This window comes from Lacibacter luteus (assembly GCF_004118265.1).
Lineage (GTDB): Bacteria > Bacteroidota > Bacteroidia > Chitinophagales > Chitinophagaceae > Lacibacter > Lacibacter luteus.
This window is the reverse complement of the sequence record NZ_SDHW01000002.1, coordinates 123,192-137,799: the sequence shown is the minus strand read 5'-3', so window position 1 is coordinate 137,799 and position 14,608 is coordinate 123,192. Positions and strand designations below refer to the sequence as shown.

Here is a 14,608-nt window from a genome sequence, read left to right as displayed (position 1 = left end):
TGCGTTATGAGAAAAATTTTGCTTGCGTTTGTGTTATTGATTACTGCATCTCCTGCAGTTTATAGTCAGCTGTTATCTACCGACATAGCTTTTCCCACCGATGCAAGTACCGTTGTTATTACAATGGATGCCAGCAAAGGTAATAAAGGCTTACAGGGGTTTACGGGTCAGGCTTACTTACACACTGGTGTTATTACATCTGCCAGCAATTCTCCAACAGACTGGAAATACACAAAAGGTACATGGGGTACAAGCACGGCACCTGTTGCAACCCGTCCCGATCCGGTGAACAAGCCGAATACCTGGCAATTTACTATTAACAATATCCGCAGCTACTATGGTGTACCCGCAGGCGAACAGATATTATATATAACAATTCTCTTCCGTAACGAAGCCGGTTCGTTGGTACAACGAAATATTGATGGCAGCGACATGTATATTAAAGTGTATCCGGCAAATGAGTTTGCGGTAAAGTTTACTTCGCCGGCTATGCAGCCAACTTATATTCCTGCTGCGGAACCCTTTACTGCGGGAACGCCCCCCTTTACAGTACCTGTTACCGCTGTATCATCGAAAAATGCCAACCTTACCTTACGGTTTAACGGTTCGCAAATTGCAACTGCTTCAGCTGCTCAAATTATTAATGGAACAGCCAACGTAACCACAACCTGCGAACAACAGATTATTGTTGATGCAGATGATAATGGAACCATCAAACGTGATACGTTTAACTTTTTTGTACCACAGGCAAGTAATCCAACAGGCGCAAGACCTGCAGGCAGAAAAGATGGAATTACGTTTGAAGACAACAACACAAAAGCTGTTTTTATTTTATACGCTCCTTTAAAAACAAAAGTGTCGGTTATCGGCGATTTTTCTAACTGGACCCAAACCTGTTCGGGGCAAATGAAAAAAGATGGTGATTATTTCTGGGCTGAAATAACAGGTCTTACACCCGGTACTGCTTATCGTTTTCAGTATATTGTTGATGATGTAATACGCATTGCCGATCCGTACAGCGAGCTGGTGCTTGATCCCAACAACGATCAATATATCAACGCAACAACATACCCTAACATGCCGCAATATCCAACCGGCAAAACAAGTGGCGGTATGGTTGGCGTAATTATTCCCGGCGAAACAAGTTACAACTGGACAAGTAACAGCTATGTTCGCCCCGATAAAAGAGATCTGATGATTTACGAATTGCTGGTTCGTGATTTTGGTGCATTACACAGCTGGCAGATGTTGAAGGATACATTGAACTACATCAAAAATCTTGGGTTCAATGCAGTGCAGTTAATGCCTTTTAATGAGTTTGATGGTAACGAAAGCTGGGGTTATAACCCGATGTACTTTTTTGCTCCTGATAAGTATTACGGATCGAAGAACGGATTAAAAGCATTTATTGACCAGGCGCATAGTTTAGGCATTGCCGTTATACAGGATATTGCATTCAATCATGCCACAGGTCAATCGCCACTTGCAGCCATGTGGTGGAATTCAACAGCTAATCAAACAGCAGCCAACAATCCTTATTTCTACGAAACAGCACAGCATCCTTTCAATGTATTTCACGATTTCAATCATAATGTTGAGCCAACAAAATACCATGTTGCACGTTTCATCCGTCATTGGTTAACAGAATACCGCATCGATGGTTTCCGTTGGGATTTGAGTAAGGGCTTCACCAACAATTACACAACCGATGTAAACGCATGGAATGTATACAACCAGGACCGCATCAACATCTGGCAACGTTATTACGATTCGATGCAGGTAGTTAGTCCCGGCTCTTATTGTATTCTTGAACATTTAGGAAATGATGATGAAGAAGCGGAATTGGCAAAACGTGGAATGATGTTGTGGGGAATAATGAATTATCAGTTTGCACAAAACACAAAAGGATATACTTCGGGTGCCGACATTAACCGTGCATTCTGGAAAAACAGAAGTTTCTGGAGCGATGTTTCGTTTAACGATAAACCCTACCTCATAACGTATGCCGAAAGCCACGATGAACAACGCATTATGTTTGAGAACATCAACTCAGGCAACACTGCCAACGCAGGGCACAATGTAAAAGATACAACTGTTGGTCTTTACCGTACAGAAGCAATGGCTGCGATATTAATGGGCTTGCCCGGTCCGAAAATGATCTGGCAGTTTGGCGAAGTTGGTTATGATTACGATATCAATTTCAATGGACGTACAGGTAACAAACCCATCCGTTGGGAATATTTTCAACAGGTGCGTCGCAAACGTTTATACGAAGTGTATAGTGCAATGGCGAAGCTGCGGAATCAATTTAAAAATACGTTCCGCACACCTAATCTTGCTTTGGGTACAAACCTTGGCTCCAACCTGGTTAAAACAATTGTTGTTGATCATACCGATTTAAAATATGTAGTGGTAGCCAACTTCGATGTGGTGCAGCAAACACCAACAGTAACATTTCCTGCAAACGGAGCTTTTTACGATTACACTAATGGAGGAACCATTACAGTTTCAGGAAATCAACAAGCTGTTACGTTACAGCCAGGGCAGTACAAAGTATATCTCAATCAAAATATATCAGGTGGGGTAGTGACGAATGTCAGAGATGTTCTTGCAACAAATGCAGATTTTGGTTTGTTTATTTATCCTAACCCGGTAAGCCTTACAGCAACTGTAAAATATGAATTGCCGAAGAGTGGAAAAGTAAGTGTGCAGTTGATAAATATGCAGGGACAGGTTCTTGTATCGAAAAACATGGGATTCCAGTTAAAAGGATTCCAGGTATTTGAATTAGATCGTAACACTATTGCAGGTATGCCTTTAACAGCAGGCCAGTATGTGTTACAGGTGCGTGTAGATAACCTGGTGCGTTATGAAAAAGTGATGGTGCAGCAGTAACAGATTGCTCACTGTCTAAATTAGGTTCGGATTTGATGAATTATTGATAATTGTTTTGTTGAACAACGATTGTGAAATGTGTTTTGCAACCAGCACAAAACATGCAGATCAATAATGATCATTATAAATTGTAATTTCTAAACCCCCAACTATTGATTATGACCCTTAATCGTCTGCTTGCCAGATTCGGGATGCTTGTCGTAGCCCTCCTGGTTGTAGCAATGAATGTGCTTGCACAAGGTAAAACTGTAACGGGTAAAGTAACCGACAGCAAAGATGGAACACCGGTTTCCAATGCTTCTGTTACAGTAAAAGGTACCAACACCGGTACCACTACCGATGCTACAGGTAGTTTTCGCCTTGTTATTACCGATGCAAATGCTGTATTGGTAATTTCTTCTGTTGGTTACAACAATTACGAAGTAAGTGTTGGTAACCAAACAGACTTATCTGTTTCTTTAACAGCTGCCTCCGGCACACTCAACGAAGTTGTTGTGGTGGGTTATGGTACGCAACGTAAGCGTGATCTTTCCGGTTCTGTTGCTACTGTATCATCGAAAGACTTTGTAAAAGGTGCCTTGCAAACTCCCGAACAATTAATTGCCGGTAAAATTGCAGGTGTGCAAATTACACCTAACAGTGGTGCACCCGGCAGTGGTAGCCGTATCCGTATTCGTGGCGGTGCTTCATTGAATGCAAGTAATGATCCGTTAATTGTTATTGATGGTGTGCCGGTTGATAACGGTGGTATTTCAGGTGCAACCAATCCCTTAAATCTTATTAACCCGAACGACATTGAAACATTTACTGTTTTAAAAGATCCATCAGCTGCGGCTATTTATGGTTCACGTGCATCGAACGGTGTTATCCTTATTACTACAAAGAAAGGTAAGAAGGGTAAAGTGCGTTTCAATGTTAATGCGCAGGGCTTTGTGCAAACTGCAGCAGGTAAAGTTGATGTGTTAAGTGCAGATGAAGTTCGCAGTATAGTAAATGCAAAAGGTACAACTGCACAAATGGCTTTGCTTGGTAAAGAAAGCACCGATTGGCAGGATGAAATTTATCGCAATGCATTTGCACAGGACTTTAACCTGAGTGCTGCAGGTGCTGTTGGTAAATGGCCCTTCCGTTTATCGGGTGGTTATTTAAACCAGGATGGTCTTTTAAAAACAGGCAACTTCAAACGCTTTACCGGTTCATTAAACCTCAGCCCAAGTTTCTTTAATAATAAACTGAAAGTTGATCTGAACCTGAAAGGAACACGCACGACCAACTTCTTTGCAAATGAAGGCGCAATTGGTAATGCAGTAACATTCGATCCTACAAAACCAATTTACTCAAGCAGCAAACGTTATGGCGGTTATTGGGAATGGACAGATCCGGATGGATTGCCAACGCAATTATCAAACCGCAACCCGCTTGGTTTATTATACAATCGTGAAAACACAAGTGAAGTAATGCGCAGCATTGGTAACATACAGTTCGATTACCAGATTCCTTTTGTAAAAGGATTGCGTGCAAATCTTAATCTTGGTTACGATGTATCGCAAGGCAGAGGCATTAACATTGTAAGCGATAGCGCTGCAGATACCTATCGTCGTAAAGGCATCAGAAATCCTTACTACCAGAGCCGTACCAATAAGTTGATGGACTTCTACTTCAACTATGCATCTAACATCAAAGCTATTAACAGCCGTATTGATGTAACTGCAGGTACAGGTTACCAGGATTTTGAATTCTATTCGTTCAATAATCCTGATGTACGATACAATGGTGATACAGTGCCTGGTTCAAAACCAAACTTTATTTCTCAAGCTCCAGGTTACACACTCATTTCTTACTACGGACGTTTGGTTTACACACTTGATAATAAATACACGGTAACTGTAAACGCACGTACCGATGGTACTTCTAAATTCAACAAAGACAACCGTTGGGGTTTCTTCCCGTCTGCAGCTGTGGCTTGGCAGGTAAGCGAAGAAGACTTCCTCAAAAACTCAAAAGTTGTTTCTAACCTTAAACTGCGTGCAGGTTATGGTGTTACCGGCCAGCAGGATGGTATTCCTTTCTACGGTTATATTCCTGTGTATGGCTTAAGTAATAACCAGGCGCAATACCAGTTGGGTAATTCGTTTGTCAGCATGCTTCGCCCAAGTGCTTACGATGCAACATTGCGTTGGGAAACAACAACCAACATTAACGCAGCTGTTGATTTTGGTTTTATGGATAACCGCATTAATGGTACAGTTGAAGGTTTTGTTCGTAAAACAAAAGACCTGTTAAGTGTGGTACCTATTCCTGCAGGTTCAAACTTTACCAACCAGTTGTTTACTAACGTAGGTAATATTGAAAGCAAAGGTTTTGAAATAACCTTGAATGCAGTTCCTGTTAAATCGAAAAATTTCGAATGGGAAATCGGCGCCAACTTTACGTATGTTGTTCCGAAGATCACTAAACTGTTGGTGAATGAAGATCCCAACTTTACCGGTGTTGCTGTAGGCGGCATCAGTGGTGGTACAGGTAACACTATTCAACGTCACATTGTAGGCGAACGTCCTTCTTCTTTCTATGTATACAAACAGGTGTACGATGCCAACAATAAGCCAATTGAAGGTTTGTATGAAGATCTGAACCGTGATGGTATCATCAACGAAAAAGATCTGTACCTGTATCAAAACCCCGAAGCAAAATATTTTATCGGTATCAACTCAAACATTACCATCAATCGCTTTAATGCAGGTTTTGTAATGCGTGGCAGCATTGGTAATTACATGTACGATAACTTAAATTCAAACATGGGTGTTTATCGTCAGATCGTAAACCCGCTCGGCTTCCTTGCAAATGGATCGAAAGATTATCTGCATACAGGATTTGTAAACAATCAATACTTCTCCGATTACTATATCAAGAACGCATCTTTCCTCCGTATGGATAATATCAATGTAGGTTACGATGCAGGTGAAATTGCAAAAAATGTACGCCTGCGTATTACAGCAAACGTGCAGAATGTATTCGTAATTACGAAGTATGGTGGTCTTGATCCTGAAATTTCAGGTGGTATAGATAACACTATTTATCCACGCCCACGTACATATGTATTGGGAGTAAATCTTGATTTCTAAAAAATAAAAGTCTGCAATATGAAACGTATTACAGTTTATATAAGTTCGTTGATATTGGCTGTGGCAGCCTTAACAAGTTGCCATAAACAACTCGACAGAACAGAACCCAACACACTTCCTTCGGGTAATGTGTATACTACTGAAGCCGGCTACTTGCAAGTGTTGGCAAAAGTTTACGGAAGCATGGCGCTTACAGGTAACCAGGGACCTGCGGGCAATGGTGATGTGGCCGGTATTGATGAAGGTACTTCCGATTTTCTCCGCCTTTTCTGGAAGGCACAGGAGTTGAGTACCGATGAAGCTGTTGTTGCATGGAACGATCCGGGCATCCAGGATTTTCATAACATGAACTGGAGCTCAAGTAATGCAATGACCAAAGGTTTGTATTATCGTTGCACATACATTGTTACACTCTGTAACGAGTTTATTCGTGAAAGTGATCCTGCTGCAGTAAGCGGCCGTGGTATTACAGGTGCAGCTGCCGATAATATTAAACGCATGCGTGCAGAAGCACGTTTTGTAAGAGCGTATGCTTATTGGGTATTGCTCGATCTGTATGGCAAACCCGGCTTTACTACAGAAAACGATCCGATCGGTAAATTCAATCCCCCGCAAACAACAAGAACTGCATTGTTCAGCTATATTGAAACAGAACTGAAAGCAATTGAAGCCGATTTAGCGAACGCACGTGCCCAATATGGCCGGGCTGATAAAGCCACTGCATGGGCTTTGCTTGCACGTTTGTACCTCAATGCAAAAGTTTACATCGATACAGATAAATACAGCGATGCGGTTACCTACTCAAAACGTGTAATTGATGCCGGGTATAGTTTGTTAAGCGATTACCGTTGGTTAGGTTTAGCAGATAATAATGTTAGCAATCCTGAATTTATCTGGACGCTGAACTACGATGGTATCAAATCGAAAAACTATGGTGGTACTACCTTTTTGGTAAATGCATCAGTAGGTGGCGATATGGATCGTAATGTTTCCGGCCTTGGCGGATGGGGTGGTATCCGGGCAACTCGTAACCTGCCCGATTTGTTTCCTGATGTAAATGGTAATGGTGATAAACGTGCACAGTTTGTTGCCGGTACACAAAACATCGAGATCAACAATATTTCTGAATTTAAAGATGGCTTAGCTGTAATTAAATACCGCAACCGTACACGCAGCGGTGCTTTCGGACAGGATCCTGAAAAAACATTCGCTGATATTGATTTCCCTGTTTTCCGTTTAGCAGAAATGTATCTCATTTATGCCGAAGCTGTAAAACGTGGTGGTACCGGTGGTACAGAAGCTCAGGCATTGATTTACCTCAACAGCTTGCGTTCACGTGCACAGGTAACTGCCGCTCCGCTTGGTTTTTATACTACTGATTATGTATTAGACGAAAGAGCAAGAGAATTGTATTGGGAAGGGTTCCGTCGTACAGATCTTATCCGTTATGGCCGCTTTACAGAAGGAACTTATTTGTGGCCTTGGAAAGGTGGTGTAAAAACAGGTGCTGGTGTTGCTGCAACAAGAAAGGTTTATCCTATTCCTGATTCTGAAATTGCAGCGAACCCTAATTTGAAACAGAACGATGGCTATTAACAACATTTAAAAAAACGAGACATGAAATCATACATCAACCGTTTTTCATTTTTTGCAGTCATACTGTTTTTGTTTGCCTGCGAAAAAGTTGAAAACAAAATCAACTATAAAAGCGGAACAAATCCCACGCTGACGGGCAGCACAACCACTGTTCGTTTAGAGGCAGGTGAAGAAAGCAATGTGGCGCTTCGTTTGTCGTGGACAAATCCGAACTACCAATTTACAACAGGGCTTAGCTCGCATGATGTAAAGTATACTTTGGAAATTGATACATTGGGCGCCAACTTCAGCAGCAGTAAAAAATACACAACTGCTTTTTCGAAAGACCTGTCAAAAACATATACCGTTGGAGAGTTAAACGGAATATTAGGTAACACCATGCGTTTGCAATTAGATCCCCGTCGCTCTTATACCTTCCAGGCAAGAATTACATCGAGCCTTGGTGTAAATACCGATGCGGTTCCTTTAGTGTCAAACATCATTACGTTTACAACAAGTCCTTTCCCTCCGCCACCGAAAGTAGCAGTACCAACAGGAGGTACATTGTGGGCAACAGGCGATGCGTTTGCATCGGGCTGGCAAAACCCGCTGCCTTCTCCGTACAGCACCTCGCAACAGTTTACACGTGTTTCAACAACAAAGTATGAGCTTACTGTAAGTATGCCCAGTGGTGGTAATTACAAGTTGATACAGACACAAGGCGATTGGGGTACACAATACCATATGCTTACCGGCGGTACATGGGCTGGTGGCGAATTAGAAAAGAGAGATGCTGATCCCGGTTTTCCTGGTCCTCCTGCAGCAGGTAATTATAAGATCACTGTCGATTTTCAATTGGGTGTTTTCTCTGTAGTTAAACTCTAAAAAAAGTAATCATGAAATATTTCAATAAACTGTTTATTGGTTTGGCTATGGCAGCAGGGTTTACTGCTTGCGAAAAAGCCGATAAGCTTCCTTTTTATGGTGAGGGTGTGGCTACAGTATTGTCGTCGCCAACTACAACAGTAGCTCCTTTGCCTTCCGATTCAAACTCGATAAAGCTGATTTTAAACTGGACAGATCCAAAGTATGCACAGGATGCCAAGCTGTATAAGTTTGTTGTGGAGATAGACTCTGCAGCTAAAAACTTTACAAGAGCGTACACCCGCACAGTTACAGGCAAACTCACCGATTCTATTCTTGCAAAAGAATTGAATACAGTAATGCTTGCCTGGGGTTTTGAATTTAATAAAGCATACGATCTCGATGTACGTGTTACCGCATCGTACGGTAATAACAACGAGTTGAAATACTCAAACATCCTTAAGATCAAAGCAACGCCGTATAAAATTCCACCGAAAGTAACATTACCTTATGACAGTAAATTATGGATCGTAGGCGATGCATCACAAGGCGGATGGAGTAATCCAATCAATCCATCAACATATACAATACCACAATCTTTTGCACGTATTGATGAAACAACCTATGGTGGAATTTTTCAACTCAACGGTGGTAAAGAGTATTTGATCTTACCCGAAAATGCCGGTGCATGGAGCAACAAATATTCTATTGCAAACAAGGGTGCCGCAGGCGTAGATGCCGCAGGCGATTTTGGTTACAACCTGGCCGATAATTTTAAAGGACCTGCTAACTCGGGTTTGTATAAAATTACACTCGACTTTCAGAAAGGTAAATACACCGTTGTGCCATTTACACAGCAGCATGGTTTACCAACAGATCTGTATCTTACAGGTGGTGCCACTCCTTTAGGTTGGGCAAACCCTGTTGATGCTACACAAACAATGACACGTCGCAACTCGGTGCAATGGGATATTACGCTCAACTTTAAAACAGGTGAGAAATTTCTGGTATTGCCAACAAACGGATCATGGTCGCAAAAATTTGGTGTTGATGCTGCTGCAGCAGATAATAAGTCGGGAACATTTAAGCCGGAAGGGGGCGATATTCCTACCCCTTCTTCAACGGGTAATTACAAGTTTACAATCGACTTCTTTACAGGAAAGTATACAATCCAATAAAAGCAAGAGGAAACTGAACGGAAAAAGGCCGGTGCATTTGCATCGGCCTTTGTTTTACAGATATATAAACTGCTTACCAGCTTTTACGAACTCTGAATTTTCCTTCAACTGTTGGGCCTGCTCTTAAAAAATCGCCCGACCCCGAAGGTGTGATGATAAATGTTCCCGTAACATATCCATCGTTGTTGCCAAGACTTGTTATTGTAACACCACCTCCGCTTGCAACAAATTCATCGTTTGGTTTTGTGTAGGCGCAATTGTAATTAGCACCGCCCGTAATAAGATATTGCACATGTGTGCCCACGTTTATATCCGGTTGTTTATACGCAAACGTTCCTGTGCCTGCACCTTGCCAACGAACAGAAATATATCTTCCCTTTTCATCGCCATCGCTATCGGCGAGCATGTAATAGTTGTCGGATATTTTTACAACCGGCGATGCTTCCTGTGTAAACCAATCGCCACCGCCAACACGAACAGAAATTTCTCCATCGTTCGAAATTTTAATGTGTTTAACAACAAGAAACTTTCCCTTTTTATTAAGATCGATGTTAACGCTTATTGCTACAGGGTTGGGTGCGTTGGGTACAGTTGCAGGAGCAGTATAAGTTGCTTTTTGTTGATTTGGTGCCAGGTTACCTGCACCAGCAAGCGACCAGCCTTTAATAAACAATGCTGTCATGTTTTGACGTTTACCAATAGGCCGCTCAGGCTTTTCCAGCGAATGCAATAAAAAATTTGCATCAGATAGCAGTTCTAACTGTGCAATGCCTTTGGTTGGTAAAACAGTTGCAGTAGAGGTAAGCTCAAAACTTTTAAAGAAAGTCCAGTCAGAAAAGTGCGTTGTTTCTACAGATACGATCATCAGATTTTTATTAAGTGTAGTTGAGTTGATTGCATTCCAAACACCTTCGTTTGTTTGATAAGCAATACCCAATGCTTCGGGAACAGCAGCTTCGAAATCTGTTTCAGTATATTTAAATGTAATGGTTGCGGGTTTCGCAAATTCTAAGTTATGTGGTGTAATGCGATAGCCTTTGTTAATACCCATCGGATTGGTATTGGTGATGCGTTGTACTGTAATTGTTTGATTAGTTGTTAACGCTCCCTGTGGAATGCTCACAGATATTTTACCATCGTTACTGTTGATAGTGCCACCTGCTGCACCAATAATTTTTGTTGCGGCATTAACTTCGTCTGCTGTGCCAACTGCCGTTACTTCTCCCGGAGTTTCTGCAGGTTCCTGAATATCGGATGGCTTCTTGGAGCAGCCTGTTTGCATAATTGTAAGTAAACAAGCAATGATAAGGGTTGAAATGATTTTCATTTTTCGAACACGTTTTAATAATGATGAAAGGGTTAAGCCTGCATATTTTTTGCACAGGCATTTATAGCTGTAACAGAACCTACTGCAAAAGCAGCTTTGTTACAGTATACCTGAATAAAAACAGTCTGTTAATGATTAGCCAGGTTAGCATACAATGTCTGCAGAAGCATTGCACGATCTGAGGTTAATAAAGCAGCAGGTGTTTTTCGTTTTGTAAAAATGCAGGCAGTTGTTTTTTAAACGAATGTTTAATGTACGAACGGAGTTATTAATCGTATGAATGCATGCATTCAGAAACAGCAATTGTACTTTTTTACAAACACATTTTATACTGGCGGAATAAGAAATTCTCGTACCACATAATGATGTGATTTTGATAATGCACTTATTGATTGTTGTTTATAGGTTGCTGCAAAAACAAAGCCGATGCATTTGCATCGGCTTTGTTTTTAAATTTTCATAATTATTTATTTCACCCACAACGCATATACGAGCCAGCATAACAATAAACCAATTACAGCCCATGTTAAACCACTTACACGTTTGCGTTTAATGTACAGAATAAGAATAAGGCCTGTTAACGAAACAAGTGTCATTAACACTGCCGATGCATCAATAACCCAGGCCCATGCTTTGCCGCTGTCTCTTCCTTTATGCAGATCGTTTAATACAGCAACTGCACCTGCACGCATCAGCGACAGTTCATATTCTCCAGTGGAGCGATCGATAAATACATCGGCTCCGTAGCCCGGCCCTTTAAACGACAAGCTGCATTCTGCATCATCTATTCTGAACTCGCTGAGTTCGCCTTTAACGTTGTTGGTTTTGCGCAGGTATTCCACTACTTCCAGTTTTGCAATGCGCAACGTATCGCTTGCATTAACCCACGCAACATTCAACTTTCCTTTTTCTGTAGTTGTCTTTAATTCACCGGCAAAATAATCGGCATGGTTTAGTGTAAGACCTGTTACTGAAAAGAAGAGTACAATTACAAAGCTTACCATCGATAAATAGATGTGCAGCCATCTTGATGTCTGTGCAATATTTCTTCGTAACGCAAGCTGGCGCTTGCTCTTTTGCTGTTTATTTTTTTCCGTAGCTGAGTGTAGCTCCTGCGATTTCAACATTTCCTTTCAAATTAAATTGTTGTGCCTTTTTTGTACAATCCACTTCCTGTTGCAACAGGTCGTATCCGCCATGCTCACGCACAACTTCAATATACACTGTATACAAGCCTTGTTTTACACTGTTACCTTTCGCATCTTTTCCATCCCACTTAAAACTGTATGTGCCGGCAGAGCGTGTTGCTCCCGTTACAGAAACAAATGCCGAAGGATCGGCCGTTACTACAGTTCCGTTTTTGCGGTACCATGCACGCAGGTCACGCAACCAACGGGGTTTATTGTACCAAAGTGCAATTGTTTTTACAACATTGCCTTCTTTATCTTCTACCCAAATGGCAGCAAAAGGCCGTTTGGCAAAACCTTCCTGTTGTTTCAACTCCAACGAAATGGTTAATTCATTTTTCCAATCGTTTTGATCAGGCCGTGTTGTTACAGAAGCCTGTTCTTTTTGCAGGCTTTTCCAATTGGCACTTTCAATACGTTCGCCGTTTTTGGTAATGAGCAGGTATTCAGCACCCGCAACAGATGCAGCAAGTGTTTTACATTCTTCAACAGTTAATACATTAAATGCCGTTGCCAATGCTCCGGCATCTGTTGCCGATGGCGCAACTACTGTTGCACTGATAATTTCTGCAGCCGGGTTGCCCGTACGTGGATCAACAATATGCGAATACCAAACAGCATTGATCATTTGCCCTCTGCGATAGTTGCCACTTGTTGCAACCGCTTTGTTCTGTATCTGCAGATGATCGATGGGGTTATCATTTTCAGCATTGGCAGTTGGGTTACTTACAAGAACTGTTTCGTTTATATTGCCTGCAACTACCATATCGCCACCAATATTTACAATTAAACCATTAACGCCGCTAACACGCATAGCGGCATTGGCAGCCGATTGAATGATGTAGCTTTTGGCAAAAGAGTTAAGCTTTAACGGAACTGTTGTTAAATGAGTGGCAGTTTGCTTTCCGACATCGAGCAACCAATGTTGTTGCTGTACCAATGCTACTGCGGCAACCAGTTGTTCTTTTTCCGGCAGTTGCCCGTTAATGGCCGATTGTTTCCACACCTGGCCAATTAACTCTGCAGCAGCATCGAGTGCGCCATTACTTTGCTTACGCCATGCATCAAACAAACTTAAAACAGTAAATAAGTCTTTCGAAACGGTAACAGCTTTATTGTGTGTATTCATCCATTGGCTGAACTCGCTGTTGGCGTCGTAACCGCTGAGAATTTTATTTAAACGATCAATTTCTGCCAGTGCTGCCTTTTCTGCCAATGCAGCCTGCCGGGCAGAAAGTGAACCGATCTTTATTTCCATGGAAGTTCCCAGTACATTTTCGTAGCGGGAAATATAGGGCTGAAGATTTGTTGGGTTTGCCGGGGTTGCGAAACCTGTGACGAATAAAAGAAAAAGAAGAGAAAAGAGAAATACATGCTTCATAAATAATGTGCGGGTTGTTGCTTATTAAAACTTGTTGCAATTTGATTGGTTTAGACGTCAGGTTATTAAAAAAACCGTTGAGCATCTGTTCTTTTTCTGCAAATACCTTGGTTGCAAGTCGCTCAGCCCTTATTTTCATTACCTTCGTGCCCTTAATTTTCAAAGGTTATGTCTTCCCTTCGGGATAAACTGGATATGGAACGTCTGCCGCAGCACATTGCCATTATTATGGATGGAAATGGGCGTTGGGCAAAAGAACAAGGCCAGGATCGTCTTTATGGTCACTTTCACGGTGTGGAAAGTGTGCGCACCATTGTAGAAGGCTGTGCAGAGTTGGGTGTAAAATACCTTACACTCTATGCTTTCAGTACCGAAAACTGGGATCGCCCAATTGAAGAAGTTACAGGTTTGATGGAGCTGTTGGTAGATACCATCCGTAAAGAAACAGCAACCCTGCATAAGAATAATATTAAGCTGCATGTTATTGGCGATACCAATATGTTGCCCGAATATGCCCGTAACGAACTGCAGGCAAGTCTCGACGATTTGAAAGACAACACCGGTCTTAATCTTGTAATGGCATTAAGCTACAGCAGCCGCTGGGAAATTGTAAATGCTATTAAAAACATTGCTGCCGATGTAAAAGCCGGTAAGCTGGAGCCTTTTGAAATAGACCAGGATACAATTAAAGATTATTTAACCACTCGTGAATTTCCCGATCCGGAGTTGATGATACGCACCAGTGGCGAATACCGTATTAGTAACTTTTTGTTATATCAACTGGCTTATGCCGAACTGTATTTTACCAATGTACGCTGGCCCGACTTTCGAAAAGAGAATCTTTACGAAGCTATTCTCGATTTCCAGGGAAGGGAGCGGAGATTCGGTAAAACCGGCGAGCAGGTAAACAACGAACCTTTAAAGCAATCCTAAGATACCTTTGAAGACAGGCATTTTAACAAAGAGTTTCAGCAAAACCAACTATTTTGCCGCCCGGCCGATGACGTTATCAGTCGTAGTAAGAACTGCGTTGCAGCATTTTACTACAACAGGCATGAGCGGCATTTTTATAACCGACT

9 protein-coding genes are annotated in these 14,608 nt (G+C 41.8%); 6 read left to right on the top strand and 3 right to left on the bottom strand.

Going from position 1 to position 14,608, the window contains the following annotated elements:
• The first annotated feature begins 6 nt into the window (after nucleotides 1–6).
• The 5 genes from ESA94_RS08155 to ESA94_RS08135 all read left to right on the top strand — a co-directional run bounded on the left by ESA94_RS08155 (nucleotide 7) and on the right by ESA94_RS08135 (nucleotide 9,634).
• Complete coding sequence (locus ESA94_RS08155; protein WP_129130393.1) at nucleotides 7–2,895, top strand: alpha-amylase family glycosyl hydrolase; 2,889 nt, start codon at nucleotides 7–9, stop codon at nucleotides 2,893–2,895.
• Nucleotides 2,896–3,086: 191 nt separating this feature from the next.
• Nucleotides 3,087–6,017 carry a SusC/RagA family TonB-linked outer membrane protein gene (locus tag ESA94_RS08150; protein WP_240671013.1) on the top strand — a complete coding sequence of 977 codons (2,931 nt, stop codon included), beginning with the start codon at nucleotides 3,087–3,089 and terminating at the stop codon, nucleotides 6,015–6,017.
• Between the two features lie 18 nt (nucleotides 6,018–6,035).
• Nucleotides 6,036–7,613 carry a RagB/SusD family nutrient uptake outer membrane protein gene (locus ESA94_RS08145; protein ID WP_129130391.1) on the top strand — a complete coding sequence of 526 codons (1,578 nt, stop codon included), beginning with the start codon at nucleotides 6,036–6,038 and terminating at the stop codon, nucleotides 7,611–7,613.
• Nucleotides 7,614–7,634: 21 nt separating this feature from the next.
• Nucleotides 7,635–8,477, top strand: coding sequence for a SusE domain-containing protein (locus tag ESA94_RS08140; protein ID WP_129130390.1), 843 nt, complete (start codon nucleotides 7,635–7,637; stop codon nucleotides 8,475–8,477).
• 11 nt (nucleotides 8,478–8,488) lie between these two features.
• Nucleotides 8,489–9,634: a SusE domain-containing protein gene (locus tag ESA94_RS08135; protein ID WP_129130389.1), complete on the top strand. Its 1,146-nt coding sequence runs from the start codon at nucleotides 8,489–8,491 to the stop codon at nucleotides 9,632–9,634.
• 73 nt (nucleotides 9,635–9,707) lie between these two features.
• Here ESA94_RS08135 and ESA94_RS08130 read toward each other — a convergent pair whose 3' ends face one another.
• From ESA94_RS08130 to ESA94_RS08120, 3 genes are all read right to left on the bottom strand, one after another.
• A complete protein-coding gene (locus ESA94_RS08130; protein ID WP_129130388.1) occupies nucleotides 9,708–10,961 on the bottom strand; it encodes a hypothetical protein in 1,254 nt (417 codons plus the stop codon).
• A 467-nt stretch (nucleotides 10,962–11,428) separates the two neighbouring features.
• Nucleotides 11,429–12,088 (bottom strand): PepSY-associated TM helix domain-containing protein, encoded by a 660-nt coding sequence (locus tag ESA94_RS08125; RefSeq protein ID WP_129130387.1) that lies wholly within the window; start codon nucleotides 12,086–12,088, stop codon nucleotides 11,429–11,431.
• Nucleotides 12,045–13,529, bottom strand: a complete 1,485-nt coding sequence (locus ESA94_RS08120) for a DUF2271 domain-containing protein (RefSeq protein ID WP_129130386.1) — start codon at nucleotides 13,527–13,529, stop codon at nucleotides 12,045–12,047. The genes ESA94_RS08125 and ESA94_RS08120 overlap by 44 nt, the downstream gene beginning before the upstream one ends.
• A 168-nt stretch (nucleotides 13,530–13,697) precedes the next feature.
• Here ESA94_RS08120 and ESA94_RS08115 point away from each other — a divergent pair, with 168 nt between their 5' ends.
• Nucleotides 13,698–14,462, top strand: a complete 765-nt coding sequence (locus ESA94_RS08115; RefSeq protein WP_129130385.1) for an isoprenyl transferase — start codon at nucleotides 13,698–13,700, stop codon at nucleotides 14,460–14,462.
• Nucleotides 14,463–14,608 lie beyond the last annotated feature (146 nt).

What these genes read in the sequence shown, in the direction of transcription:
- ESA94_RS08125 (WP_129130387.1), bottom strand. Translation starts at nt 12,088, where the DNA reads ATGTTGAAATCGCAGGAGCTACACTCAGCTACGGAAAAAAATAAACAG.
- ESA94_RS08150 (WP_240671013.1), top strand. Translation starts at nt 3,087, where the DNA reads ATGCTTGTCGTAGCCCTCCTGGTTGTAGCAATGAATGTGCTTGCACAA.
- ESA94_RS08120 (WP_129130386.1), bottom strand. Translation starts at nt 13,529, where the DNA reads ATGAAGCATGTATTTCTCTTTTCTCTTCTTTTTCTTTTATTCGTCACA.
- ESA94_RS08155 (WP_129130393.1), top strand. Translation starts at nt 7, where the DNA reads ATGAGAAAAATTTTGCTTGCGTTTGTGTTATTGATTACTGCATCTCCT.
- ESA94_RS08115 (WP_129130385.1), top strand. Translation starts at nt 13,698, where the DNA reads ATGTCTTCCCTTCGGGATAAACTGGATATGGAACGTCTGCCGCAGCAC.
- ESA94_RS08130 (WP_129130388.1), bottom strand. Translation starts at nt 10,961, where the DNA reads ATGAAAATCATTTCAACCCTTATCATTGCTTGTTTACTTACAATTATG.
- ESA94_RS08145 (WP_129130391.1), top strand. Translation starts at nt 6,036, where the DNA reads ATGAAACGTATTACAGTTTATATAAGTTCGTTGATATTGGCTGTGGCA.
- ESA94_RS08140 (WP_129130390.1), top strand. Translation starts at nt 7,635, where the DNA reads ATGAAATCATACATCAACCGTTTTTCATTTTTTGCAGTCATACTGTTT.
- ESA94_RS08135 (WP_129130389.1), top strand. Translation starts at nt 8,489, where the DNA reads ATGAAATATTTCAATAAACTGTTTATTGGTTTGGCTATGGCAGCAGGG.